Origin of the sequence: Nocardioides sp. Root122, from assembly GCF_001425025.1 — a bacterium.
GTDB lineage: Bacteria > Actinomycetota > Actinomycetes > Propionibacteriales > Nocardioidaceae > Nocardioides.
In genome coordinates this window covers 95,991-117,008 of the sequence record NZ_LMDE01000009.1, presented here as the reverse complement: position 1 = coordinate 117,008, position 21,018 = coordinate 95,991, and the positions used below count along the sequence as shown (strand labels likewise).

At 72.1% G+C, this 21,018-nt stretch carries 23 protein-coding genes; 9 read left to right on the top strand and 14 right to left on the bottom strand.

What is annotated here, in order from left to right; translation table 11 throughout:
• Positions 1–3: 3 nt before the first annotated feature.
• The 3 genes from ASC64_RS07825 to ASC64_RS07815 are packed head-to-tail and all read right to left on the bottom strand — an operon-like array spanning position 4 to position 2,350.
• The gene (locus ASC64_RS07825; protein ID WP_056906982.1) at positions 4–222 is read right to left on the bottom strand and encodes a CDGSH iron-sulfur domain-containing protein; all 219 of its coding nucleotides are present in this window, start codon (positions 220–222) and stop codon (positions 4–6) included.
• On the bottom strand, positions 219–1,166 hold the full coding sequence (locus ASC64_RS07820; RefSeq protein ID WP_056906981.1) for an iron-containing redox enzyme family protein: 948 nt from the start codon (positions 1,164–1,166) through the stop codon (positions 219–221). The genes ASC64_RS07825 and ASC64_RS07820 overlap by 4 nt, the downstream gene beginning before the upstream one ends.
• 2 nt (positions 1,167–1,168) lie before the next feature.
• The gene (locus tag ASC64_RS07815; RefSeq protein WP_056906980.1) at positions 1,169–2,350 is read right to left on the bottom strand and encodes a zinc-dependent alcohol dehydrogenase; all 1,182 of its coding nucleotides are present in this window, start codon (positions 2,348–2,350) and stop codon (positions 1,169–1,171) included.
• Positions 2,351–2,478: 128 nt separating this feature from the next.
• Between ASC64_RS07815 and ASC64_RS07810 the strand changes: the two genes are divergently transcribed.
• The 4 genes from ASC64_RS07810 to ASC64_RS07795 all read left to right on the top strand — a co-directional run bounded on the left by ASC64_RS07810 (position 2,479) and on the right by ASC64_RS07795 (position 4,797).
• Entirely contained in the window at positions 2,479–2,988 is a 510-nt protein-coding gene (locus ASC64_RS07810; protein WP_200937522.1) for a CinA family protein, read from the top strand.
• A 24-nt stretch (positions 2,989–3,012) separates the two neighbouring features.
• Positions 3,013–3,462, top strand: a complete 450-nt coding sequence (locus ASC64_RS07805; RefSeq protein ID WP_235563582.1) for a DUF6766 family protein — start codon at positions 3,013–3,015, stop codon at positions 3,460–3,462.
• Positions 3,463–3,581: 119 nt separating this feature from the next.
• Positions 3,582–4,268 carry a GAF and ANTAR domain-containing protein gene (locus tag ASC64_RS07800; protein ID WP_056906979.1) on the top strand — a complete coding sequence of 229 codons (687 nt, stop codon included), beginning with the start codon at positions 3,582–3,584 and terminating at the stop codon, positions 4,266–4,268.
• 52 nt (positions 4,269–4,320) lie between these two features.
• Positions 4,321–4,797 carry a hypothetical protein gene (locus ASC64_RS07795; protein ID WP_056906978.1) on the top strand — a complete coding sequence of 159 codons (477 nt, stop codon included), beginning with the start codon at positions 4,321–4,323 and terminating at the stop codon, positions 4,795–4,797.
• On the opposite strand, the gene ASC64_RS07790 is transcribed toward ASC64_RS07795, so the two are convergent.
• On the bottom strand, positions 4,794–5,759 hold the full coding sequence (locus tag ASC64_RS07790; RefSeq protein WP_056906977.1) for a TIGR03557 family F420-dependent LLM class oxidoreductase: 966 nt from the start codon (positions 5,757–5,759) through the stop codon (positions 4,794–4,796). The genes ASC64_RS07795 and ASC64_RS07790 overlap by 4 nt on opposite strands.
• 56 nt (positions 5,760–5,815) lie before the next feature.
• Positions 5,816–6,472 (bottom strand): ANTAR domain-containing protein, encoded by a 657-nt coding sequence (locus tag ASC64_RS22710; protein WP_056906976.1) that lies wholly within the window; start codon positions 6,470–6,472, stop codon positions 5,816–5,818.
• A gap of 86 nt (positions 6,473–6,558) precedes the next feature.
• Between ASC64_RS22710 and ASC64_RS07780 the strand changes: the two genes are divergently transcribed.
• Together ASC64_RS07780 and ASC64_RS07775 are read left to right on the top strand one after the other, a co-directional pair.
• Positions 6,559–6,876, top strand: a complete 318-nt coding sequence (locus tag ASC64_RS07780; RefSeq protein WP_235563580.1) for a hypothetical protein — start codon at positions 6,559–6,561, stop codon at positions 6,874–6,876.
• A complete protein-coding gene (locus ASC64_RS07775) occupies positions 6,873–8,303 on the top strand; it encodes an FAD-dependent oxidoreductase (RefSeq protein WP_056906974.1) in 1,431 nt (476 codons plus the stop codon). Before ASC64_RS07780 ends, ASC64_RS07775 begins: the two co-directional genes overlap by 4 nt.
• 7 nt (positions 8,304–8,310) lie before the next feature.
• Here ASC64_RS07775 and ASC64_RS07770 read toward each other — a convergent pair whose 3' ends face one another.
• From ASC64_RS07770 to ASC64_RS07755, 4 genes are all read right to left on the bottom strand, one after another.
• Positions 8,311–8,763 (bottom strand): hypothetical protein, encoded by a 453-nt coding sequence (locus tag ASC64_RS07770; RefSeq protein WP_056906973.1) that lies wholly within the window; start codon positions 8,761–8,763, stop codon positions 8,311–8,313.
• 67 nt (positions 8,764–8,830) lie between these two features.
• Positions 8,831–9,763 (bottom strand): carbohydrate ABC transporter permease, encoded by a 933-nt coding sequence (locus tag ASC64_RS07765; protein ID WP_082550285.1) that lies wholly within the window; start codon positions 9,761–9,763, stop codon positions 8,831–8,833.
• On the bottom strand, positions 9,760–10,695 hold the full coding sequence (locus ASC64_RS07760; RefSeq protein WP_056906972.1) for a carbohydrate ABC transporter permease: 936 nt from the start codon (positions 10,693–10,695) through the stop codon (positions 9,760–9,762). Before ASC64_RS07760 ends, ASC64_RS07765 begins: the two co-directional genes overlap by 4 nt.
• A gap of 3 nt (positions 10,696–10,698) precedes the next feature.
• Positions 10,699–12,045, bottom strand: a complete 1,347-nt coding sequence (locus tag ASC64_RS07755) for an ABC transporter substrate-binding protein (RefSeq protein ID WP_200937521.1) — start codon at positions 12,043–12,045, stop codon at positions 10,699–10,701.
• Positions 12,046–12,211: 166 nt separating this feature from the next.
• On the opposite strand from ASC64_RS07755, the gene ASC64_RS07750 reads away from it, so the two are divergent.
• The 3 genes from ASC64_RS07750 to ASC64_RS07740 are packed head-to-tail and all read left to right on the top strand — an operon-like array spanning position 12,212 to position 17,164.
• The gene (locus ASC64_RS07750; protein ID WP_056906971.1) at positions 12,212–14,215 is read left to right on the top strand and encodes a beta-galactosidase; all 2,004 of its coding nucleotides are present in this window, start codon (positions 12,212–12,214) and stop codon (positions 14,213–14,215) included.
• Entirely contained in the window at positions 14,215–15,024 is an 810-nt protein-coding gene (locus ASC64_RS07745; RefSeq protein WP_200937519.1) for a DeoR/GlpR family DNA-binding transcription regulator, read from the top strand. Before ASC64_RS07750 ends, ASC64_RS07745 begins: the two co-directional genes overlap by 1 nt.
• Positions 15,014–17,164, top strand: coding sequence for an alpha-galactosidase (locus ASC64_RS07740; protein ID WP_056906970.1), 2,151 nt, complete (start codon positions 15,014–15,016; stop codon positions 17,162–17,164). The genes ASC64_RS07745 and ASC64_RS07740 overlap by 11 nt, the downstream gene beginning before the upstream one ends.
• Positions 17,165–17,176: 12 nt before the next feature.
• Here ASC64_RS07740 and ASC64_RS07735 read toward each other — a convergent pair whose 3' ends face one another.
• From ASC64_RS07735 to ASC64_RS22325, 5 genes are all read right to left on the bottom strand, one after another.
• Positions 17,177–18,154, bottom strand: coding sequence for a zinc-binding dehydrogenase (locus tag ASC64_RS07735; RefSeq protein WP_056906969.1), 978 nt, complete (start codon positions 18,152–18,154; stop codon positions 17,177–17,179).
• A gap of 89 nt (positions 18,155–18,243) precedes the next feature.
• Complete coding sequence (locus ASC64_RS07730) at positions 18,244–18,807, bottom strand: rhomboid family intramembrane serine protease (protein WP_056906968.1); 564 nt, start codon at positions 18,805–18,807, stop codon at positions 18,244–18,246.
• Between the two features lie 24 nt (positions 18,808–18,831).
• Positions 18,832–19,518, bottom strand: coding sequence for a response regulator transcription factor (locus ASC64_RS07725; protein ID WP_082550284.1), 687 nt, complete (start codon positions 19,516–19,518; stop codon positions 18,832–18,834).
• Positions 19,519–19,586: 68 nt separating this feature from the next.
• Positions 19,587–20,246, bottom strand: coding sequence for an ANTAR domain-containing protein (locus tag ASC64_RS07720; RefSeq protein WP_056906966.1), 660 nt, complete (start codon positions 20,244–20,246; stop codon positions 19,587–19,589).
• Positions 20,247–20,343: 97 nt separating this feature from the next.
• Entirely contained in the window at positions 20,344–21,006 is a 663-nt protein-coding gene (locus ASC64_RS22325) for an HAD family hydrolase (protein WP_056906965.1), read from the bottom strand.
• Between the last annotated feature and the right edge of the window lie 12 nt (positions 21,007–21,018).

The following is a 21,018-nucleotide window of genomic DNA, read 5'->3' as shown; positions in this document are numbered from 1 at the left end:
GTCCTAGCGGGGGATCACCTTGTGCGTGCCGTCGCACCAGGGCAGCCGGCTCGACTTGTCGCAGCGGCACAGCGCCACGACCGGGCGGTCGACCGCGTGCACGGTCCCCGACTCGTCGCGGATCGACTCCGCACCCCGCACCAGCATCGGGCCGTGCGGCTGGATGACGATGTCGGGGTGGGCGAACTCGCGCTCGGCCCCGGGGCGGGGCTCGCCGCTCACGAGCCCACGTCCCACTGCTCGAGCAGGGCGGTGGCGAAGCGGGCCTCGAGGTCGAGGCAGGTCCACGCTCCGAAGAGGATCTCGGCCGCCTGGTCGGGCTCGTCCTCGGCCAGCGTGCCGCAGATGTCCTGCGACGCGAGGTGCTCGTGGATGGCGTCGGCCTCGACGTGCTCGTCGTAGTAGGCAGCCATGGGGCCGTCGAGCCCCAGCCGGTCGAGGCCCTGCACCATCTTCCGCGAGGGCAGCGAGCTGGTCATCTCGAAGGCGGCGAGGTGCCCCATGGCCGCGCCCCGCAGCCGGCGGTGCAGGCCGAACAGGGACACGGCGTTGTTGAGCTCGAGGGTCTCGGGCAGCGCGTCGTCGACGTAGGCGCCGTACTCCGAGCGCAGGCCCACGGCCACGAGGCCCTGGGCGAAGAGGTGGTGGTGCAGCCGGTTGGGGTCGCCGTCGCCGTACTCGTCGTACTGCAGCTCCATCAGCGCGGCCTTGGCCCGGACCGGCAGGCGCGGAACCACCCACGCGACCGGGTCGGACTCCTTGAGGTGGTAGATCGAGCGCTGGCGGAGGAGCTCGAGGACCTCGTCGAGGGTGGCCCGGCGGCGCACGTGGTCGGCCAGGGACGGGCCGTCGTCCTCGGACACGACGGTCTCGAGCGCAGCAGGTACGTCGGCCGGGGCGGCGTCGGCGCCCGGCCAGCGCACGCGAAGCCGCGCCTCGAGGTCGGACTCGAGGCGGTGGCGCACCAGCAGCACCTCGGGGTCCCACTCACCCTCGTCGGTCGCGTCCTCGAAGCCGCGGTAGGACAGCTCGTGCAGGGTCCACAACGCGATGGCCTCGTCGTCCCAGGAGTCGGCGTTCGGCGCGGGGCGGAGCGCGACCTCCGGGGCCGAGGCCCCGAGCCGGGCGACGGTCCACTCGCTCAGGGCGCCGCGTGGCTTCGGCATCCTCACGGGGTGAACACCACCTTGACCATGCCGTCCTCCTTGTCGCGGAACCTCCGGTAGGCCTCGGGGGCGTCGTCCAGCGGCAGGTGGTGGGTGGCGAAGGACTCCACGCCGAGCACGTCCTCGTCCTGGTCGAGCAGCGCCAGGATGTCGTCGCTCCAGCGGTGGACGTTGGCCTGGCCCATCCGGATCTGCACCTGCTTGTCGAAGAGCTGGAACATCGGCAGCGGGTCGGTCGGGGCGCCGTAGACGCCCGAGATGCTGATGGTGCCGCCACGACGCACGCCGTCGATGGCGCTCATCAGCGCAGCGAGCCTGTCGGAGCCGACGTTGAGCATCATCTTCTCCTGCACCTTCTTGGGCAGGAGGGCGAGCGCCTTCTGGGTGACCTCGGCCACCGGCGAGCCGTGAGCCTCCATGCCGACCGCGTCGATCACGGCGTCCGCACCGCGACCGTCGGTCAGCTCGCGCACGCGGTCGCCGATGCCGTCGACCTGGGTGTGGTCGATCGTCTCGGCGCCGCGTCCGTGCACGCGGGCCAACCGCTCGCGCACCGAGTCGACGGTGATCACGCGCAGGCCCCGGTGCAGGGCGATGCGGGTCGCCATGTCGCCGATCGGCCCGGCGCCGATCACCAGGAGCGTGCCCCCGTCCTCGACGTCGGCGTACTCCACGGCCTGCCACGCGGTCGGCAGCACGTCGGAGAGGAACAGGAAGCGGTCGTCGGGCGAGCCGTGCGGCACCTTGATCGGCAGCGTGTCACCGAACGGGACGCGGAGCATCTCGGCCTGCCCGCCCGGCACCTGGCCGTAGAGCTTGCTGTAGCCGAAGAGGCTGGCGCCGGTGCCGGTGTCACGGTTCTGCGTGGTCTCGCACTGGCTGAACAGGCCCCGGTCGCACATCCAGCAGGAGCCACAGCTGATGTTGAACGGCACGACGACGCGGTCGCCGGCCTGCAAGGTCTGCACGGCCGGACCGACCTCGCGCACGATGCCCATCGGTTCGTGGCCGACGATGTCGCCCGACGTCATGAAGGGCGTCAAGGGGTCGTAGAGGTGCAGGTCCGACCCGCACAGCCCGGTCGAGGTGACCTCGATGAGGACGTCGGTGGGCTGCTCGATGACGGGGTCGGGGACCTCCACCACCTGCATGTCCTGCCGGCCCTGCCATGTCACTGCCTTCACTCCGTGGCCTCCCGGTCGTGCTGGTCGTGCTGCTGCGCGTTCATGCACTGAAGTGCCCCACTGCCGGCCGAGCATGCGTGGGACCGGCCCGACGCATGCGGCGGCGGGGATCGGGGGACGTGGCAGCCATGGCCGCACAGCCGTCGACGCAGATGGACGACCCGCAGACCGACGAGGCGCTGGCCGACCTCGTGGCGGCGCTGGCCCAGGAGGGCGGGCGACGGATCGCCGTTGCGGAGTCGCTGACCGCAGGACGGGTCTCGTCCATGCTCGGCCGGGGCCAGCAGGCCTCGGAGTGGTTCCGCGGGGCGGTCGTCGCCTACGACGAGGACGTGAAGTTCCGCGTCCTCGGCGTGACCCCGGGGCCCGTGGTCACCGACCTGTGCGCCCGCGAGATGGCCGAGGGCGTACGACGACTCCTCCGCGCCGACGTCGCTCTGGGGATCACCGGCGTCGGCGGCCCCGGACCGGACGAGGGCTGCCCGGCCGGCACCGTGCACCTCGCCGTCGCGACCGCGGACACCACCCGCTCCCTGCACGCGTGCCTGCCCGGCGACCCGTCCGAGGTCGTCGCCTCGGCGACCGGCCTGTGCCTGACCGAGATCGTGCGGGAGCTGTCGGCCCGCGACGCCGGGTGAGTCGGCGATGAGCACCCGGCGCCTATGGCGACGGTCTGGCTCCTGCAGAAGGGCTCGCCGGAGTCCAAGGAGCTCGACAAGGCGGGCAAGGAGTCCGACGAGGACCAGCTGGTGGGACGCCACGCCCGGGAGGGCTCGCCGGCCTGGGCCGCGGCGGGCGGCTGGCGGACCCGCGTCTTCTCCGGGTCGATGGCGATCGTGATGGGCGCGATCTTCCTCGCCTCCTGGACGGTGCAGTCCGTCGCGGGCTGGGCGGCGTACAACGAGGAGCGGCTCCAGCAGCTGCAGGACCCGATCTCGTGGGGGTCCTACCTCACCGCCGCGGACTTCTGGGCCCGCACCCTCCAGAACTGGCAGAGCGAGTTCCTGGCCGTCGGTGCGATGGCGGTGCTGTCCATCTACCTCCGCCAGCGGGGTTCGTCGCAGAGCAAGCCGGTGGGCGCGTCCCACGGCTCGACGGGGGTCGAGGGGTAGCGCCTTGCCTTGAGAGCCCCCCGGTGGGACCGTGGACGACAACGGGGAATCCACCCCATGCGGTACGCACTGCCAGATGCCCCAGCGCCGGCCCTTCGTGTCCGAGAGAGGCCCAGGCGATGAGCCGCGAGATCTTCGAGCGCCAGCTGGCCGATGCCGTGCGCGAGCTGGACGCACAGGAGGACCCTCCCCACACCCTCGAGACGATCGTCGCGATCACGCCCGAGTTCTTCGAAGGCTGCGACTACGTCGGCGTCTCCCTCGTCGAGCACGGCCGCGTCCACACCCCGGCGGCCACGAACGAGAAGCTGCGCGAGCTCGACGAGTCGCAGTACGACCTCGGCCAGGGCCCGTGCCGCGACGCGATCCGCAACCACCCGACCGTCCTCGTCCACGACCTCGCCACAGACTCCCGGTGGCCCGAGTGGGGACGTGCGATGGTCGCCGAGCTGGGCATCCGGTCCAGCCTGAGCTTTCGCCTCTTCACCCGCCGCCACGACTCGTGGGGCGCCCTCAACGTCTACGCGACCAAGGCCAACGCCTTCAGCGAGGAGGACGTCCTCCACGGCCAGACCATCGCCGCGATGTGTGCGGTGGTCCTGGCCCGGTCGATCCAGGACGAGCAGCTCGCGACCGCGCTCGAGTCGCGGACCGTGATCGGCCAGGCGCTGGGGATCGTGATGGAGCGCTACGGCCTCGACGAGGGCACCGCCTTCAACGTGCTGCGGCGCATCGCCTCGCAGGACAACCTCAAGCTGCGCAACGTCGCGGCCCAGATCGTGTCCGACCGCGCACTGCCCTCGTAGCCCGCCCGTTCGAGCGTGGTGGCGGTGCCGCGCCGGCTGTGAGGGTGAGGGGATGGACGACCAGCCCACTCCCCAGCACACCCGTCCCGACGGCGTCAGCGACGAGACCGTCGAGGCCGTCGGCAAGCTCTCCGCCGCGCTCGACCACATCGAGGACGCCCGCGGCCACCTCTACGCCTTCCACCGCCTGATGGGCAGCGCGGAGAGCACCCTGGAGGAGGCGACGGAGCTGGTGCGCGACGCCGGGCACACCGACCTCGCCGACGCGCTCGACCGCGACGCCCTCGGCGCCAACCCGCTGCCGGGCATGTGGTCCTTCCAGATGGTCGACGAGTTCGACGACGGGTTCTACGCCCGGGCCAAGGGGCTGCACCAGCGCGCCATCGACGAGCTGATGGGCGGCCGGCGCCACGTCTTCGAGGCGGAGATGAAGGAGCTTCGACGCACCCGCGACGGGCGTGAGGGCCACGAGGCCACACCCGCCGCCGTGGAGGGCGACCCGGAGTACGACGACGGGGCCGAGGGCTAGGTCCGGCTCCGCAGCTCGGGCAGCACGTCGGAGCCGTAGGCGGCGAGCATGTCGGCGTAGTCCGGCCCCATGTTGGCGACGTACACGTCGCTGAACCCCGCATCGACGAACGGCGCGTAGGCCTCGACGTGCTCGGCGACGTCCGGCCCGAAGGCGCCGTTCTCGGCGAACGCCTCCCGCGTCACGAGGTCGGAGGCCTGTTCGAAGTGCTGCGGGCTCGGCAGCACCTGGCTCAGCTCGCCGGGCACGCCGGCGTTGGGCCACAGCGCGTACGCGGCGTCGATGGCCTCGTCGCGCGAGGGACCCCAGGCGACCTTGAAGCCCGCCTGCGTCGGTGCGTCCTTGCCCTTCGCCTCCCGGAACGTGGCCACGGCGTCGGCGTCCGGCTGGGTGGTGATGAAGCCGTCGGCGATCCGGCAGGCGACGTCGAGCGCCTTGGGGCCGAAGGCGCTCATGAAGATCGGCGGCGGGGTGTCGGGGAGCGTGTAGATCCGGGCGGTGTCGACGCGGTAGTGGCGGCCCTCGTGCGAGACGACGTCGCCCTCCCAGAGCCGGCGGATCACCTCCACGGCCTCCTCCAGCATCTCCAGGCGTCGTTCGGCGTGCGGCCAGACGTCGCCGAGCACGTGCTCGTTGAGCGCCTCGCCGGTGCCGACGCCGAGCGTGAAGCGTCCCTCGCCGAGCAGCACCGCGGAGGTGGCCGCGGCCTGGGCCACGATGGCCGGGTGGGTGCGCACCGTCGGGCAGGTCACCGCGGTCGTCACGGGCAGGTCGCACACCTGCGCGATGGCGCCGATCATCGACCAGACGAACGGCGACTGTCCCTGGGCGTCGGTCCACGGGTGGAAGTGGTCACTGATCCACAGCGCGTCGAAGCCCGCCTCCTCCGCCCGTCGGGCCTGGTCGATCAGCTGGTCGGGGGCGTACTCCTCGCACGAGAGGAAGTAGCCGAAGCGGGTCACGACGCGATCTCCATGCCGCGCCACGTACCCCACGCGCGGGCCGCCATGCGCCGGCGTCAGGCGAGCAGCGTCCGGACGACCGAGGCGACCTGTGTCGCGCTCACGCCGGCGCGTTCGGCAGCCAGGACGAGCAGGTCGTGGGCATCGCGGGTGGTGAGTCCGAGCCGGGCCGCGGCCACGCCGATCGCGACGTCGAGCACACGCTGCTCGCGCAGCCGCTCGGGCGCCTCCTCGGCCCGGCGCAGCGTCTCGAAGCCGAGGTCCGCGTTGGTCACCGCGCCGGCCTGCCATCCCCCGAGCGCGTCCACGAGGCCGTCGATGCGGTCGTGGAAGGCGTGCGGGGTGGAGGCGTAGAGGTCGATGGTGAGCACGGCCCGGCCCTGCTCGACGACGGGGAGGGAGACGGTGCTGAGGATCCCGGCGAAGGCCCGCTCGCGGGCCATCTCCGCCCACCCGCCCTCGTCGAGGGCGTGCGGGTCGCCGGCCGCGGCCCCGGTGGCGTCGGCGTCCGCGGCTGCGGGCGTCGTGGTCGCGGCGTGGTCGACGAGGGTGAAGGTCAGGTCCTCCTCGAGCAGCGTCACGCTGAGCGCCACGCACTCGGGCACGGCGCGCATCGCCCACCCCTCGATGACCCTCAGCAGCACCTCGACGTCGTCGACCGTCGTCGTGACGTACTCGTCCAGCGCCTCCCTGCTCTGTGGCAGAAGCTCCATGACGTCCGTTCGGTCGGTGCGGGGCAAGTGACGATGGTGCGCCTCCCGGGCCGTGCCCACCACACCCGGCGGGGCGAGGGGGTCATGTGCCCCTCGCGAGCGCCACGGCCGCCGGGGACGTCCTCGCACGGCGTACGGGAGGGCGTTCCCCGGCTGCCCCGGCTGCGATGACCGTGTACCCCGGCGGGGTGTGGGGCATGCGCTCGCTCATGGACCCTGCCTGGGTTGGGTACGAGGACGCCCACCCCGAGGAGGACCCGATGAGCTCGTCCGGCGAGAACACCCCCGGCACCCAGGCCGACCCCCAGACCCACCTCGACACCGATCCGGTCAACGCGCCCGACCCCGAGACCGACCTGGCCGGCAACCCCGTCGAGGAGAACGACGAGCAGGGCGACAGGTGACCTCGCTCTGGCTCGACGGCGTGGCACCCGTCGCCGACGACCCGCTCCCCGACCGCACACCGGACGTCCTCGTGGTGGGCGCCGGACTGACCGGGTTGACCACGGCCCTGCTGCTCGCGCGGGCCGGCCGGGACGTGGCCGTCGTCGAGGCCCGCACCGTGGGCGCGGTGACGACGGGCAACACCACCGGCAAGGTCTCGCTGCTGCAGGGGACGCACCTCTCACGCATCCTGCGCCACCAGTCCGCCGAGGTCGGCGCGGCCTACGTGGAGGCCAACCGCGAGGGCATGGAGTGGTTGCTCGGCTTCTGCGACGAGCACGAGGTGGCCTACCAGCGCCGGCGCGCGGTGACGTACGCCGCGCAGGACTCCGAGCGGTCGAAGGTCAAGCAGGAGCACCGTGCCGCCGCGTCCCTCGGGCTCGAGGTGCGGTGGCTGGACCGGCTCGACGTGCCGTTCCCCCACGTCGGCGCGACGGTGCTGGAGGACCAGGCCCAGCTCGACTCGATGGAGGTGCTCGGCGCGCTCGTCGGCGAGGTCCGCCGGCACGGCGGCACGATCACCCAGGGCCTCCGGGTGCGCTCGGTGTCGAAGTCCGGTGAGCCGGTGGTGCGCCTCGAGGACGGACGCGAGCTGCGGGCGCGCCACGTCGTCCTGGCGACCGGCGCCTCGATCCTCGACCGCGGGCTCCACTTCGCCAGGGTCGAGCCCCAGCGCTCCTACGCCCTGGCCTACCAGTGGGACGGCTCGTTCGACGGCATGTACCTGTCCGCAGGCTCGGACTCGCGCTCCGTGCGCGACGCCCCCGGCGGCCACCTCGTCATCGGCGGCAGCGGGCACGTGGTCGGTCGCACCCGCTCGGAGGCCGCCCACGTCGAGGAGCTGCGGGACTGGACCGCGAGGTGGTTCCCCGAGGCCACCGAGGAGACCCACCAGTGGTCCGCGCAGGACTACAGCAGCATCGACGGCGTGCCGTTCGTCGGCCGCCTGCCCGGAGGCGACGGGCACGTCCACGTCGCCACCGGCTACGAGAAGTGGGGCATGGCCAACGCCGTCGCCGCCGCGCGCACCATCTCCGCCGACATCCTCGGCGACGTCCCGCCGTGGGCGACCGTGCTCGCGGGCCGGAGCACGCGGCCCGCCGTGGCCGCCGAGGCGGCACGGGTCAACCTGGGCGTCGGTGTCGCAGCCGCCACCCGCGCGGCGAAGGCAGCCCTCGAGCGGCTGCCGGGCACGAGCGACGCGCCCACGGCGTACGACTGCGGGGTGATCGGCGTGTGCACCCACCTGGGTGGCCTGCTGAAGTGGAACGACGCCGAGGAGACGTGGGACTGCCCCTTGCACGGCTCCCGGTTCGCACCCGACGGCGAGGTGCTCGAGGGTCCCGCGACCCGGCCGCTCCGCAGGCGGGGACGGACCCGGCCCTAGGCCACCGTCAGCGGTTGGCGCACACCAGGTCGGCCTTGAGCTCGTCCTCGGAGGACAGCTCGACGCCCGGGCCGCACACCAGGTCGAGGGGGTCGGCGGCCTGCTCGACAGAGGCGACGCCCTTGTCGAAGGCGGGCACCACGTCGGCGCAGGCGTGCTCGAGACCGATCCGGGTCAGTGCCGACGTGGCGGTGTCACCGCTCAGGGCGAGGTGCACGGTCCACGCCCCGGCGTCGGTGCGCTGGCAGTCGACCGCGGCCCGGGCCCGGATCGCGTCGAAGTCGAACGTGTCCGCGCCGAGCTCGTCCTCGACGGCGGCACGCCACGCAGCGGTCGCCTCGTCCTCCTGCTGGGCGACGTTCTCGGCCGCGTCGCCGCTCCCGGGCTCCGCGTCGGCGCCTCCGGAGCAGGCGGACAGGCCGGGGACGAGCAGGGCGAGGAGGACGACGAGAGCACGCATGCGTGCAGGCTAGGAGGACGACGCGGGCCCCGTCCGCCGTTTGTTACCGGGCGGTACGTGAGCATCCTCACCCCTTGGTGGAGCCGAGGGTCAGGCCGGCCACGAACTGCTTCTGGAGGGCGAAGAAGACCACCAGCACGGGAAGGGCGACGATGATCGAGCCTGCCGCGACGAGGTTGGTGTCGGTGAAGAACTGCCCGCGCAGGTTGTTGAGCGCGGAGGTCACCGGCAGCTTGTCGCCCTGCTGGATGAGCACGGTCGCCCAGAAGAACTCGTTGTAGATCCAGGTGACCTCGAGCGTGGCCAGCGCCGCGAGCGCAGGCCGGACGAGCGGCATGGTCAGCTGCCAGTACTGGCGCCACACGCTTGCCCCGTCGAGCTGTGCAGACTCGTAGATCTCGTAGGGAAGCGTCTTCATGTAGTTGCTCAGCACGAACGTGCAGAAGCCCATCTGGAACGCCGTGTTGACCAGGATCAGCGCCCAGAAGCTGTTGAGCATCGAGCCCGAGTCGCTCATGAAGTAGGGCAGCGGGATCTCGCGGAACATCCGGAAGACCGGGATGAGGAGCGCCTGCGGCGGCAGCAGGTTGGCCGCCAGGAAGACCCCGAGGAGGGTGAGGTTGAAGCGGTAGCTGAACCGTGCCAGCACGAAGGCGACCATCGAGGACAGCCACAGCGTGAGCAGCACCGCCGGGACGGTCACGAGGAAGGAGTTCTTCATGTGGAGCCCGAAGTTGGCGCGGGTCCACGCCTCCTCGTAGTTGCTGAAGGTCCAGCCGCCGAACGAGAGGTAGCCGTTGGCCTGGGTGTAGTCGTACTCGCGGAAGGAGTTGACCAGCGCCCAGAGCAGGGGGAACAACCAGACCAGCGCGAGCACCGCCATGATCACCGTGGCGACGGTGCCGCGCCGGCGACCGAGGGCCACACCGCCGCCGTCCGACCGGGGTGCCGACGCGACGGCGCTGCTCGGAGCCGCCGCGACAGGGGTCTCGTAGGTCATCCTCGACGCTCCTCACGGAACACGGTCCGCAGGTAGATGGTGATGAAGATCGACGAGATCAGCATCATGATGACCGCGAGCGCGGAGCCGAAGCCGTAGCGCGTCGCCTCGCCGATGACGTTCTGCGCGACGAGGGCGCCGATCACCTCGAGGCCGTTGCGGCCCTTGTTGATGACCCAGACCAGGTCGAAGGCCCGCAGCGACTCGATCACCACGATGACCACGACGACCATGTTGATCGGTCGCATCACCGGGAAGATCACGTTGAAGAACGTCCTCACCTCACCGGCGCCGTCGACGGCGGCCGCCTCCCGCAGGGAGGCGTCGACGCCCTTCAGGCCGGCCAGGTAGATGAGCATGATGTAGCCGGTGTGGCGCCACGCGGTGGCGAGGAGCACCGCCCAGAGGTTGATCTCCGGGTCGCCGTACCAGTCCACCTGGGTGCCGAACACGTCGTTGATCAGGCCCTGGTCGCGGGAGTAGAAGAGCTGCCAGATGAACCCGATGAGGGCCAGGGACAGCACGACGGGCATGTAGAAGGCGGTCTGGTAGAACCGGCTGCCGCGCATCTCCCGGTCGAGCACCACCGCGAGCAGGATCCCGAGCACCGTCGGGAACAGGAACAGGAACCCCAGCCAGATCAGGTTGTGCTGGATCGCGGGCCAGAACGGCGGGTAGATCGTGGCGATGTCCCGGTAGTTCTGGAAGCCGACCCACTCGATCGTGTCGAGGTCTCCGAAGCCGTTCCACTTGCCGAAGGACAACGCGACCGACCCCAGCGCCGGGACCCAGACCAGGAGCAGCACGAACAGCAGCGGCACCGTCACCATGAGGATCACGGTGATGCGGTCGCGGGCGGGCAGCCGCTTCTCCCTGCCCTGCTTGGGCGCCGCAGCAGCGGCCTGCTGCGGCGCCTCGTCGATGTGTGCCATGACTCAGCCGAAGATCGAGGCGGCCTGCTCCTGGATGCTGGACGTGACCCCGTCGATGTCGTCGGGGTTCTTCAGGAACTCCTGGATGGACGGGATCATCACCGTGCTGGCGAAGTCGGCGTTGGTGTCGCGGTCCATGAACTGCGCGATGTTGGCGGCCGCACCGACGACCTCGGCGGACTTCTTCTGCAGGTCGCTGTAGGTCGAGGTGCTGGCGCCCTCGTTGGCGGCGATGAACGGCGCGTCGGCGGCGTTGTTGCCGGCGTCGGCCGCAGCGGCGCTCCCGAGCCACTTCGCCATCGCCTTGCCGCCCTCCTGGTTCTTGCCCGCCGCCGCGACGCAGAAGCCGTCGATCGGGGCGTCGAGCGCGTCGGAGCCGATGGAGGAGTCGAGCTCGGGGAAGGTGAAGAAGTCGAGGTCCTCACCGTTCTCGCCGAGGGCGTCGACGACGAAGGTGCCGAGGAGGTACATGCCGCAGTCGCCCTTGCCCATCGACGTCGCGGCCTCCTGCCACGTGCGGCCGAGCGGGTCGGCCTGGTGGTAGGGCAGCAGCTTGCGCCAGGTGTCGAAGACCAGCTTGACCTCGTCGCCGTCCCACGCCTCGTCGCCGGCCATCAGGCTCATGTGGAAGTCGAAGCCGTTGAGGCGCATGTTGAGGATGTCGAAGGTGCCCATGGCGGGCCACCCGTCCTTGTCGCCGAAGGCGAACGGGGTGATGCCCTTGCCCTGCATGTCGTCCATCAGCGCCATGAAGTCGTCGTTGGTGGTCGGCGCCTCCCAGCCGTTCTTCTCGAAGACCGACTTCCGGTAGAAGACCGCCCACGGGTAGTAGCTGATCGGCACGAAGTACTGCTTGCCGTCGGCGGCGGTGGACGCCTGCTTGAACGAGTCGTTGAGGCCGTCGATGGGCCAGATGTCGCTCAGGTCGGTGATCAGGCCGTTCTCGGCGAACTGCGACATCCGGAAGCCGGCGAACCAGGTGAACACGTCATCGGGGGTGCCCTGGAGGTAGGTGTTGATGCTCTCCTGGAAGGTGTTGTGGTCGACCGCGTTGAGCTCGACCGTGGTGCCCGACTCCTTCTGGTAGGCCTTGGCGATCGCCGCGAGACGGTCGTGCGCAGCGCCGACGCCCTCGGCCTCGTTGATGCCGAACTTCACCGTGCCCGAGCCGGACCCCGAGCCCCCTCCGGAGTCCCCACCGCAGGCAGCGAGCAGGCTGGCCCCGCCCACGGCGAGGCCGGACAGCGCGGCACCGCGCAGGATCGTGCGGCGCGTGGCGGCCCGGGTCGCGAGGGCGGACCGGGGCACGGAGGTGCCGCCGAGGGCACCGGAGGGGCGGGGTCGGGACACGGGAGCCTCCAAGACACAGAATCAAACAGGGAACGACAGCATGTGACGGCCGACACAGCCCCGTCAACCCTCACGATGTCGATTTCTGAGTGAGAACTCCACAAAAATCAAACAAAGTCACCGTCGATCCGTTGACTTGTCGTGCGATGCTCGTCACAGTTCTGGCATGCCGACTCCCCTGCCCGTGCTCGCCTTCGGGGGCGACTACAACCCCGAGCAGTGGCCGCGCGAGGCCCATGTCGAGGACCGCGCCCTCATGCGGGAGGCGGGGGTGGACCTGGTCACGCTCGGCGTCTTCTCCTGGGCCTGGCTCCAGCCGTCCCCCGACACGTGGGACTTCGCCTGGCTCGACGAGCAGATGGACGAGCTGCACGCCGCGGGCATCCGGGTCGACCTGGCGACGGCCACGGCGTCGCCACCGCCCTGGCTGACGCACCAGCACCCGGAGATGCTGCCGGTCACCCACGACGGCCGAACGCTGTCGCCCGGCGGTCGGCAGGCCTTCTGCCCCAGCTCGCCGGTCTACCGGGAGCACGCCCTCGCCCTGTGCCGCGCCCTCGGCGAGCGCTATGCCGACCACCCCGCGCTGGCGATGTGGCACGTCTCCAACGAGCTCGGCTGCCACAACGCCCGTTGCTACTGCGACGTCAGCGCCGACGCCTTCCGCACCTGGCTGCGCCACCGCTACGCCGACGTGGCGCACCTCAACGACGCCTGGGGCACGGCGTTCTGGTCGCAGCGCTACACCGACTTCGAGCAGGTGCTCCCACCGCGGGCCGCCCCGGCGCACGCCAACCCCACCCAGCAGCTCGACTTCCTCCGCTTCTCCTCCGACCAGCTCCTCGACAACTTCGTCGTCGAGCGCGACGTGCTGCACGAGGTGTCGCCGGGCGTGCCGGTGACCACGAACTTCATGGTCATGCGCCAGACCTTCGAGATGGACTACCTCCGGTGGGGCCGCGAGCTCGACATCGTCTCCAACGACCACTACCTCATCGCCGCGGAGGACGGCGGCCACCGTGAGCTCGCGTTCAGCGCCGACCTCACCCGCGGCACCGCGGGCGGCCGTCCCTGGCTCCTGATGGAGCACTCGACCAGCGCCGTCAACTGGCAGCCGCGCAACCGTGCCAAGGTCCCCGGCGAGATGATCCGCAACAGCCTCGCGCACGTCGCACGAGGCGCGGACGCGGTGCTGTTCTTCCAGTGGCGCGCCTCCCGCGCCGGGGCGGAGAAGTTCCACTCCGGACTGCTCCCCCACGCCGGCACCGACACCCGCCAGTGGCGCGAGGTGGTCGAGCTCTCGCAGCTGCTCGACCGGGTCGAGGAGGTCGCCGGCAGCGTGCCGCGCAACCAGGCCGCGATCCTCTTCGACTACGAGGCGTGGTGGGGATGCGAGCTGGACTCCCACCCCAGCGTCGACGTCCACTACCGCGACCGGGCCGAGGACCTCCACCGGGCGCTGACGGCGCTGGGCGTCGGGGTGGACGTGGTCCACCCGAGCGCCGACCTGTCGGCGTACGACCTGGTGCTGGTGCCGACGCTCTACCTCGTCACCGACGAGGCCGCCGCGGCCGTGGCCGCCGCCGCAGAACGCGGCGCCACCGTCGTCGTGACCTACTTCAGCGGCATCGTCGACGAGCACGACCACATCCGGCTCGGCGGCTACCCCGGTGCGTTCCGCGAGCTGCTGGGCGTGCGCACCACGGAGCTGCTGCCCCTCCTGTCCGGCGAGGTGGTGCGGGTCGACGGCCTGGGCGAGGGCGGCCTCGAGGCCGACACCTGGGCCGAGGACCTCGAGCTGAGCGGCGCCAGCGCCGTCGCGACCCACGCCGACGGGCCCGCGCGCGGCCTGCCTGCCGTCACCCGGCGCGACGTCGGCTCCGGCGCCGCCTGGTACGTCGCCACCCGGCTCTCCCCGCAGGGCACCGACCGCCTCGTCGAGCGGCTCGTCGCCGAGGCCGGCGTCGAACGTTTGCCGGGCGCGGGTCCGGACGTCGAGGTCACCCGCCGGGTGGGCGCGGACGCCTCGTGGCTCTTCGTCATCAACCACGGCGAGCAGGACGCACCGGTCGCGGTGAGCGGACACGACCTGGCCGCGGACCGGGCCGTCAGCGGCGACCTGGTGGTGCCGGCCGGCGGCGTCGCCGTGGTGCGGGAGGAGAGGGGCTGATGCTGGCGGCACAGCGACGGAGCCTCATCCTGGCCGAGCTGAGCCGCGGCGGCACCGTGCGCGTCACCGACCTCGTCGACCTGCTTGGCGTCTCCGACATGACCGTGCGCCGCGACCTGGTGGCGCTCCACCGCGAGGGCCTGCTCGAGAAGGTCCACGGCGGCGCGCTCGCGGTCGCCGAGCCCTCGTCGTCGGAGCCGGGCTTCGCCGCCAAGTCGGTGCAGCGCCCCCGGGAGAAGGAGGCCATCGCCGCCCGTGCGGCCGGCTTCGTGCACGCCGGGATGGCCATCGCGGTCTCGGCCGGCACCACCACCCACGCCCTCACCGAGCACCTCACCCGGATCCCCAACCTCACGGTCGTCACCAACTCGGTCTGGGTCGCCGACGTGCTGCACCGCAACGGCGACAGCACGACCGCGGTGCTCCTCACCGGCGGCCTCCGCACCCCGTCGGACGCGCTCGTCGGCCCCGTCGCCGTGTCGTCGCTGCGCAGCCTGCACGTCGACGCCTTCTTCATGGGGGTGCACGGCATGGACGTCCGGGCGGGCTTCAGCACGCCCAACCTCCTCGAGTCGGAGACCAACCGGGCGATGATCGAGCGATCGCGCCGCCTCATCGTCTGCGCCGACTCGAGCAAGTGGGGCGTCGTCGGACTCAGCAGCATGGCCTCCCTGTCCGAGGCGTCGGTGCTCATCACCGACTCCGGCCTGTCGGCGCAGGCCAGCGGCATCCTGTCCGACCACGTCGACGAGCTGGTCCTGGTCAACACCTCCGGCGACGCGACCAACGGGGCAGCGCATGACGGCTGAGCTCCTCGCCCCCGTCCACCTCAGCCGGCACGGGGTCAGCGTCGTGGTCGCACCCGACGACGAGGGCGTGCCCGTCCTCGTCCACTGGGGTGCCGCGCTCGGTGACCCGGACGCCGCGGTGCTGGCCGGGCTCGTCGCCGCGCGCCGGCCCGGGGTGCCGCACTCCGCCTACGACCACCCCCGCACCACGGGGCTGGTCCCGGAGGTCACCCGCGGCTACACCGGGACGCCGGCCCTGGAGGGCCACCGGGTGGGAGGGGAGGCGGCGGCGCTCCCGCGCCTGGCGCGGTGGTCGTGCCGCCCGTGCGACGACGGGACCGACACCGGCGTATCCCTGACCGGCGTCGACGACGAGGCCGGGTGGTCGGTCGAGGTGCGCCTGCTGCTCAGCGACGCCGGCCTGGTGCGCGTGCGGACCTCGGTCACCAACACGCGGGACGGGGTCCTGCACCTCACCGGCGTCCGCTCCGCCCTCCCGGTGGGCGCGCACGCCACCGAGCTGCTCGACCTGACCGGCCGCTGGTCCAAGGAACGCGCGCCGCAGCGGCACCCGTGGGTGCAGGGCACCCACCGCCGTGACGGTCGGCACGGCCGCACCGGCCACGACGCGACCCTCCTGATGGTCGCCGGCACGCCGGGCTTCGGCTTCGGCCACGGCGAGGTCTGGGGCGTGCACACGGCGTGGAGCGGCGACCACACGACGTACGCCGAGCGCACACCGGAAGGCGAGTGCCTCCTCGGCGGTGGCGAGCTGCTGGCCCCGGGCGAGGTCGCCCTCGACCCGGGAGAGGCGTACGTCGGCCCGTGGCTGCTCGGCTCGTGGTCCGACCAAGGGCTCGACCCGATGAGCCACCGGCTGCACGCCCACGTCCGGGCGCGCTCACCACGCTCGCGCGACGAGCGGCCGGTCGTGGCCAACACGTGGGAGGCGGTCTACTTCGACCACCGCCTCGACCGGCTCACCGACCTCGCGGACGTCGCCGCCTCCGCCGGCATCGAGCGGTTCGTCCTCGACGACGGCTGGTTCCTCGGCCGCCGGGCCGCCACCGCCGGCCTGGGCGACTGGACCGTCGACCCCCAGGTGTGGCCCCAGGGCCTTCATCCCCTCGTCGACCACGTCCGCGGGCTCGGCATGCAGTTCGGCCTGTGGGTGGAGCCCGAGATGGTCAACCCCGACTCCGAGGTGGTCCGCCGCCACCCCGAGCGGGTGCTGCGCGGGCACAGCGACCCGCCGGCGTCCTGGCGTGACCAGCAGGTGCTCGACCTCCAGGACGACGCGGCCTACGCCGACGTCCGCGACGCGCTGCTCGCCCTCCTCGACGAGTACGACATCGCCTACCTCAAGTGGGACCACAACCGGGACCTCACCGACGCCACCCACGCCGGCCGACCCGCCGTCCACGGCCAGACGCTGGCCCTGCACCGGTTGCTCGACGAGCTGCACGCGGCCCACCCCGAGGTGGAGATCGAGTCGTGCTCGTCCGGCGGCGCGCGGGTCGACGCCGCGATCCTCGAGCACACCGACCGGATCTGGGCCAGCGACACGATCGACGCGCTGGAGCGCCAGACCATCCAGCGGTGGACCTCGCTGCTCGTGCCACCGGAGCTCATCGGTTCCCACGTGGGCGGCCCCGTCGCGCACACCACCGGCCGGGCCCACCGCCTCGGCTACCGGGCGGCCACGGCCCTGCTCTACTCGTTCGGCGTCGAGTGGGACGTGACCGGTCTCGACGCGCCCACCCTGGACGCCCTCGGGCGGTGGATCGCGCTGCACAAGCAGGTGCGTCCGCTCATCGGCACCGGGACACTGGTGCACCCCGACCACGCGGACCCGGCCGTGGTGGTCACCGGCGTGGTGGCCGCCGACCGTTCGGAGGCGTGGTACGTCATGGCCACCGTCGCCTCACCCGCGACCCAGCACCCGGCGCCCCTGCGGCTGACCGGCCTGGACCCCGACCGGTCCTACCGGCTCGCCGACGTGACGGCCACCCACGACCAGCACGACGCGGACCTCAGGCCGTGGTGGGTGGCCTCGGGCGACCACGTCCTGCCCGGCCGGGTGCTGGCCACGTCCGGGGTGGCGCTGCCGGTGATGGCGCCGGAGACCGCACGGGTGCTCCGGCTGACCGCCGTCGACTGACGGGCAGTCCGCTCAGGGGCGGAACATGATCTTGCCGGTGCGGCCCGGCGACTGCGACGCCGTGACCGCGTCGGTCGGCTGGTCGAGCCCGAAGGTGCCGCCCGACGTGAGCGCCAGGCTGCCGTCGAGGACCAGTCCGATGAGCTCGCCGAACATCCGCGCGCGGTCCTCGGCGGAGGTGGTGCGGCTGACCTTGGCGCCCCAGAAGCCCTTCACGGTCAGCTGCTTGAAGATGACCGGGCCGCTGCTGATGACCAGCGGCTGGTTGCTGGCCGCACCGAAGGTGACCAGCAGCCCGTCCTCGCCGAGGAGCTCGGCGAGGCCGTTGGCGACGTCGCCACCGACCGAGTCGACCGCTGCCCGGGCGCCGTCGTCGCCGATCAGGGCACGCGCCTGTGCCACCCAGTCGGCGGACTCGGTGGCGATGGCGTTGTCGATGCCCAGCTCGGCGAGCTCGGCGACGGCGGCCTCACGGCGCACGAGGTTGACGACGTTGAGGCCGCGCGACTTCGCCAGCACGGCGACGATCTTGCCGACGGCGCCGTTGGCGGCGGTCTGCACGATCCAGTCGCCGGCGCTCACGCCGAGGAACTCGACGAGGCTGATGGCGCTGAAGGGCATGGAGATGAGCTGGGCGGCAGCCTCGTCGGTCATCGCGTCGGGGACCGCGATGGCGGCACCGGCGGGGGCGACGAAGTACTCCGCCCACGTGCCGGGCGAGCCGGCCACGGCGACGCGGCGTCCGACGAGGGCCTCGTCGGCACCCTCGCCCACCGCCTCGACCACCCCGACGGCCTCGGTGCCACCCACGGCGGGCAGCGTCGGCTTCACGCCGTAGTTGCCGGCCACGGTCACCAGGTCGTGGTTGTGGATCGGGGAGAGCAGGGTGCGCACCAGCACCTGTCCGGGGCCGGCGACCGGCGTCTCCACCTCCCGCTCGGTGAGGACCTGGTCGGGTGCTCCGAAGGTGTCGTGACCGACGCTGCGCATGTGTCTCTCCTGCCGTGGGGGATTCTGTGGCCCGGGGGCTCTGGGAGAACCGGCGGGCGGCGACCGGGATTCCAGCACGCCGGGGAGACCTATGTCTCCCGGCGACCGCTGGTGAGCCGCGCCGCGAGTGCACCGCCGAGGGCGCCGAACAGGTGGCCCTGCCAGGAGACACCGGGCTGGCCGGGCAGCACGCCGAGCAGCGCACCGCTGTAGAGGAGGAACACCGCGACGCCGATGAGGATCTCGGCCGTGCGTCCGGTGAGGAAGCCGCGGACGACCAGGTAGACGATCCAGCCGAAGACCAGCACGGACGCGCCCGCGTGGTTGGTCTGGCTGCCGGCGAACACCCACACGCCCAGACCGCCGACGACCCAGATGATCGCGGTGGCGAGCAGCCCGCGGGCGATGCCCGTGACGAGGGCGAGGAAGCCGAGGACCGCGACGGGGATCGTGTTGCTGACGAGGTGGTCGAAGCCGAAGTGCAGCAGCGGCGCCACCAGCACGCCGACGAGCCCCTCCTCGGTGCGGGGCTGGACGCCGTACGCGTCGAGCGGGTGGCCGGTCGCGCTGTCGACGACCTCGAGCACCCACAGCAGCGCGACGAACGCACCGGTCACCAGGGCGGCGTCGCGCCAGGAGTCCGTGCGCACCATGCCCCCATGGTGACAGCGGGGGTGTCAGGCAGTCGGCCGCACGGCCTCCATGGGGGCGTCGACCAGGCGCAGCCCGCCCTGGTCGGCCTCGCTGGAGAGCAGCAGCCCGTGGCGCACCGCCCACAGGACCGCCTGCGACCGGGAGGTCACGCCGATCTTGGAGTAGGCGCTGCGGATGTAGGACTTCACCGAGTTGATGCTCAGGAGGGTCTCGTCGACGATGTCCTGGTTGGAGCGACCGGCGGCGATGAAGGCCAGGACCTCGGTCTCACGCTGGGTCAGCGGCCACCGCTCCTCGCCCGCCTTCTGCGCGGCCTTGCGGCCGGTCCAGGCGTCGATGACCACGCGGCCGTCGGCGATCTGCAGCAGGTCGCGGACCATGCGATGGGCCGGCAGCCACTTGCTGACGAAGCCGGCCGCGCCACGCGACATGGCGGTGGACACGGCGCTCGGCGAGCAGTCGTAGCTGTAGGCCACCATGCGCCCGGGCACGCGGAGGGGCTGTCCGGGCGCCCGGTGGGGCGCGACGGGCTCGAAGAGGGTGAGGTCGCACGGCGGAGCCGGCTGGTCGGCGCGCAGGCCGACGAGGGTGACCGCGGCCGCGTGCGGGGCGAGCATGCTCCGCAGGCCGTGGAGCACCAGCTCGCTCTCCTCCCGGACACCCACGAGCAGGGAACGGGTGGGGAGGACGGTGGGGGATGGTCGATGCATGCGGTCTGGGTACCCCGTCAAGGGTGGAGCATGCACCCGTGTTGCCCGACCTGTTGTCGACGCCCGCCTCAGAGGTCCGGGAGGGCGAGCAGGACCAGGGCCGCCTGCACGTCCTCGATCCCTGCCTGCCGGGCGCACGAGTGCAGCACCGAGCGGGCGGACTCGATGTCGAGCCCCTGCCGCGCGGCGAGCAGACCGACCGCCACCTCGACCGTACGACGTTCCTTCAGCCGTTGCGGCGCCTCCTCCGCGAGGCGACGGGTGTCGAAGGCGAGGTCGGCGTTGGTCACCGCCCCGTCCCGCCAGGCGCCCAGCGAGGATGCGAGGTCCTCGAGGCGGTCGTCGAAGGCGTGCGGCGTGCAGGCGTAGAGGTCGATGCCGAGCACGACGCGGTCGCGGTGCACCACCGGCAGCGAGACGGTGCTCGCGATCCCGGCGGCCGCCTGCTGGCGGGCGAGCGCGGCCCAGCCCTCCTCGTCGAGGGCGTGCCACCCGCCGCCCGCCGGAGGCGCGGGGCCCGCGGGGTCCGCCGCCTCGCCGACGTCCGGCGGCTGCCGGACGAAGGTGAAGGTCAGGTCCTCCTCGAGCAGCGTCACGCTCATGGCGACGCACTCGGGGACGGTCCGCACGGCCCAGCTCTCGATCTCGCTCAGCTGGTCCTCGAGGTCGTCGCCCGAGGGCGTGAGGTACTCGTCCAGCGCCTCGCGGCTCTGGGGCAACAGCTCCATCCCGGTCCCACCCATCGAAGCTCGGTAACTGCCTCCTTCGATGGTGCGGGCGCCCGACGGACCCACACCACACCCGCCCGGGCGAACCCGGGCGCGATCAGGAGTTGCGGAGGGTCCGGGCCAGGTCGCGGGGGTTCTCGAAGACCATGACCGCTCCGGCCTCGCGCAGGTCGCGCTCGGGGATGCCCCCGGTCAGCAGCGCGATGCACGGCACGCGTGCCGCGGTCGCGGCCTCGATGTCCCACACGGTGTCGCCGACGACCACGGCCTTGCCCGCCTCGACCTCCTCGAGCGCGACCTGGATCAGGTCGGGGTGCGGCTTGGATCGCGACACGTCGTCGCCGGTGATCGCGGCGGTGAGCATGCCCGAGGCCCCCTCGACCAGCTCGAGGAACCGGTCGGTGATCTGCTGCTCGGAGGAGGACGCGAGCACGACGCGGACCCCGCGGTCACGGAGCAGCTCGATCAGCTCGCTGGCCCCCTCGGTGGCCGAGACGATGCCGGCGCGCTCGGTGAGGTGCACCTGGTGGCGGCGGCGTACCTCGTCGCCGACGTTGCGCTCGACCGCCTCGCCCGCGACGCGCTCGACCAGCTGGTCACCACCCATCCCGATCAGGGCGTGGATGCGGTGCGAGGGGATGTCGAGGCCGACGTCGCGGAACGCCTCGCGCCACGCCACGACGTGGACGTAGTTGGAGTCCACGAGCGTGCCGTCGAGGTCGACGACGACCGTGTCGATGCCAGTGAGGACTTCAGTCACGCTCCGATGCTG

Coding starts and splice junctions, on each gene's coding strand:
- ASC64_RS07820 (WP_056906981.1), bottom strand. CDS start 1,166: ATGCCGAAGCCACGCGGCGCCCTGAGCGAGTGGACCGTCGCCCGGCTC.
- ASC64_RS07810 (WP_200937522.1), top strand. CDS start 2,479: ATGGCCGCACAGCCGTCGACGCAGATGGACGACCCGCAGACCGACGAG.
- ASC64_RS07805 (WP_235563582.1), top strand. CDS start 3,013: ATGGCGACGGTCTGGCTCCTGCAGAAGGGCTCGCCGGAGTCCAAGGAG.
- ASC64_RS07800 (WP_056906979.1), top strand. CDS start 3,582: ATGAGCCGCGAGATCTTCGAGCGCCAGCTGGCCGATGCCGTGCGCGAG.
- ASC64_RS07795 (WP_056906978.1), top strand. CDS start 4,321: ATGGACGACCAGCCCACTCCCCAGCACACCCGTCCCGACGGCGTCAGC.
- ASC64_RS22710 (WP_056906976.1), bottom strand. CDS start 6,472: ATGGAGCTTCTGCCACAGAGCAGGGAGGCGCTGGACGAGTACGTCACG.
- ASC64_RS07770 (WP_056906973.1), bottom strand. CDS start 8,763: ATGCGTGCTCTCGTCGTCCTCCTCGCCCTGCTCGTCCCCGGCCTGTCC.
- ASC64_RS07765 (WP_082550285.1), bottom strand. CDS start 9,763: ATGACCTACGAGACCCCTGTCGCGGCGGCTCCGAGCAGCGCCGTCGCG.
- ASC64_RS07760 (WP_056906972.1), bottom strand. CDS start 10,695: ATGGCACACATCGACGAGGCGCCGCAGCAGGCCGCTGCTGCGGCGCCC.
- ASC64_RS07750 (WP_056906971.1), top strand. CDS start 12,212: ATGCCGACTCCCCTGCCCGTGCTCGCCTTCGGGGGCGACTACAACCCC.
- ASC64_RS07745 (WP_200937519.1), top strand. CDS start 14,215: ATGCTGGCGGCACAGCGACGGAGCCTCATCCTGGCCGAGCTGAGCCGC.
- ASC64_RS07740 (WP_056906970.1), top strand. CDS start 15,014: ATGACGGCTGAGCTCCTCGCCCCCGTCCACCTCAGCCGGCACGGGGTC.
- ASC64_RS07735 (WP_056906969.1), bottom strand. CDS start 18,154: ATGCGCAGCGTCGGTCACGACACCTTCGGAGCACCCGACCAGGTCCTC.
- ASC64_RS07730 (WP_056906968.1), bottom strand. CDS start 18,807: ATGGTGCGCACGGACTCCTGGCGCGACGCCGCCCTGGTGACCGGTGCG.
- ASC64_RS07725 (WP_082550284.1), bottom strand. CDS start 19,518: ATGCATCGACCATCCCCCACCGTCCTCCCCACCCGTTCCCTGCTCGTG.
- ASC64_RS07720 (WP_056906966.1), bottom strand. CDS start 20,246: ATGGAGCTGTTGCCCCAGAGCCGCGAGGCGCTGGACGAGTACCTCACG.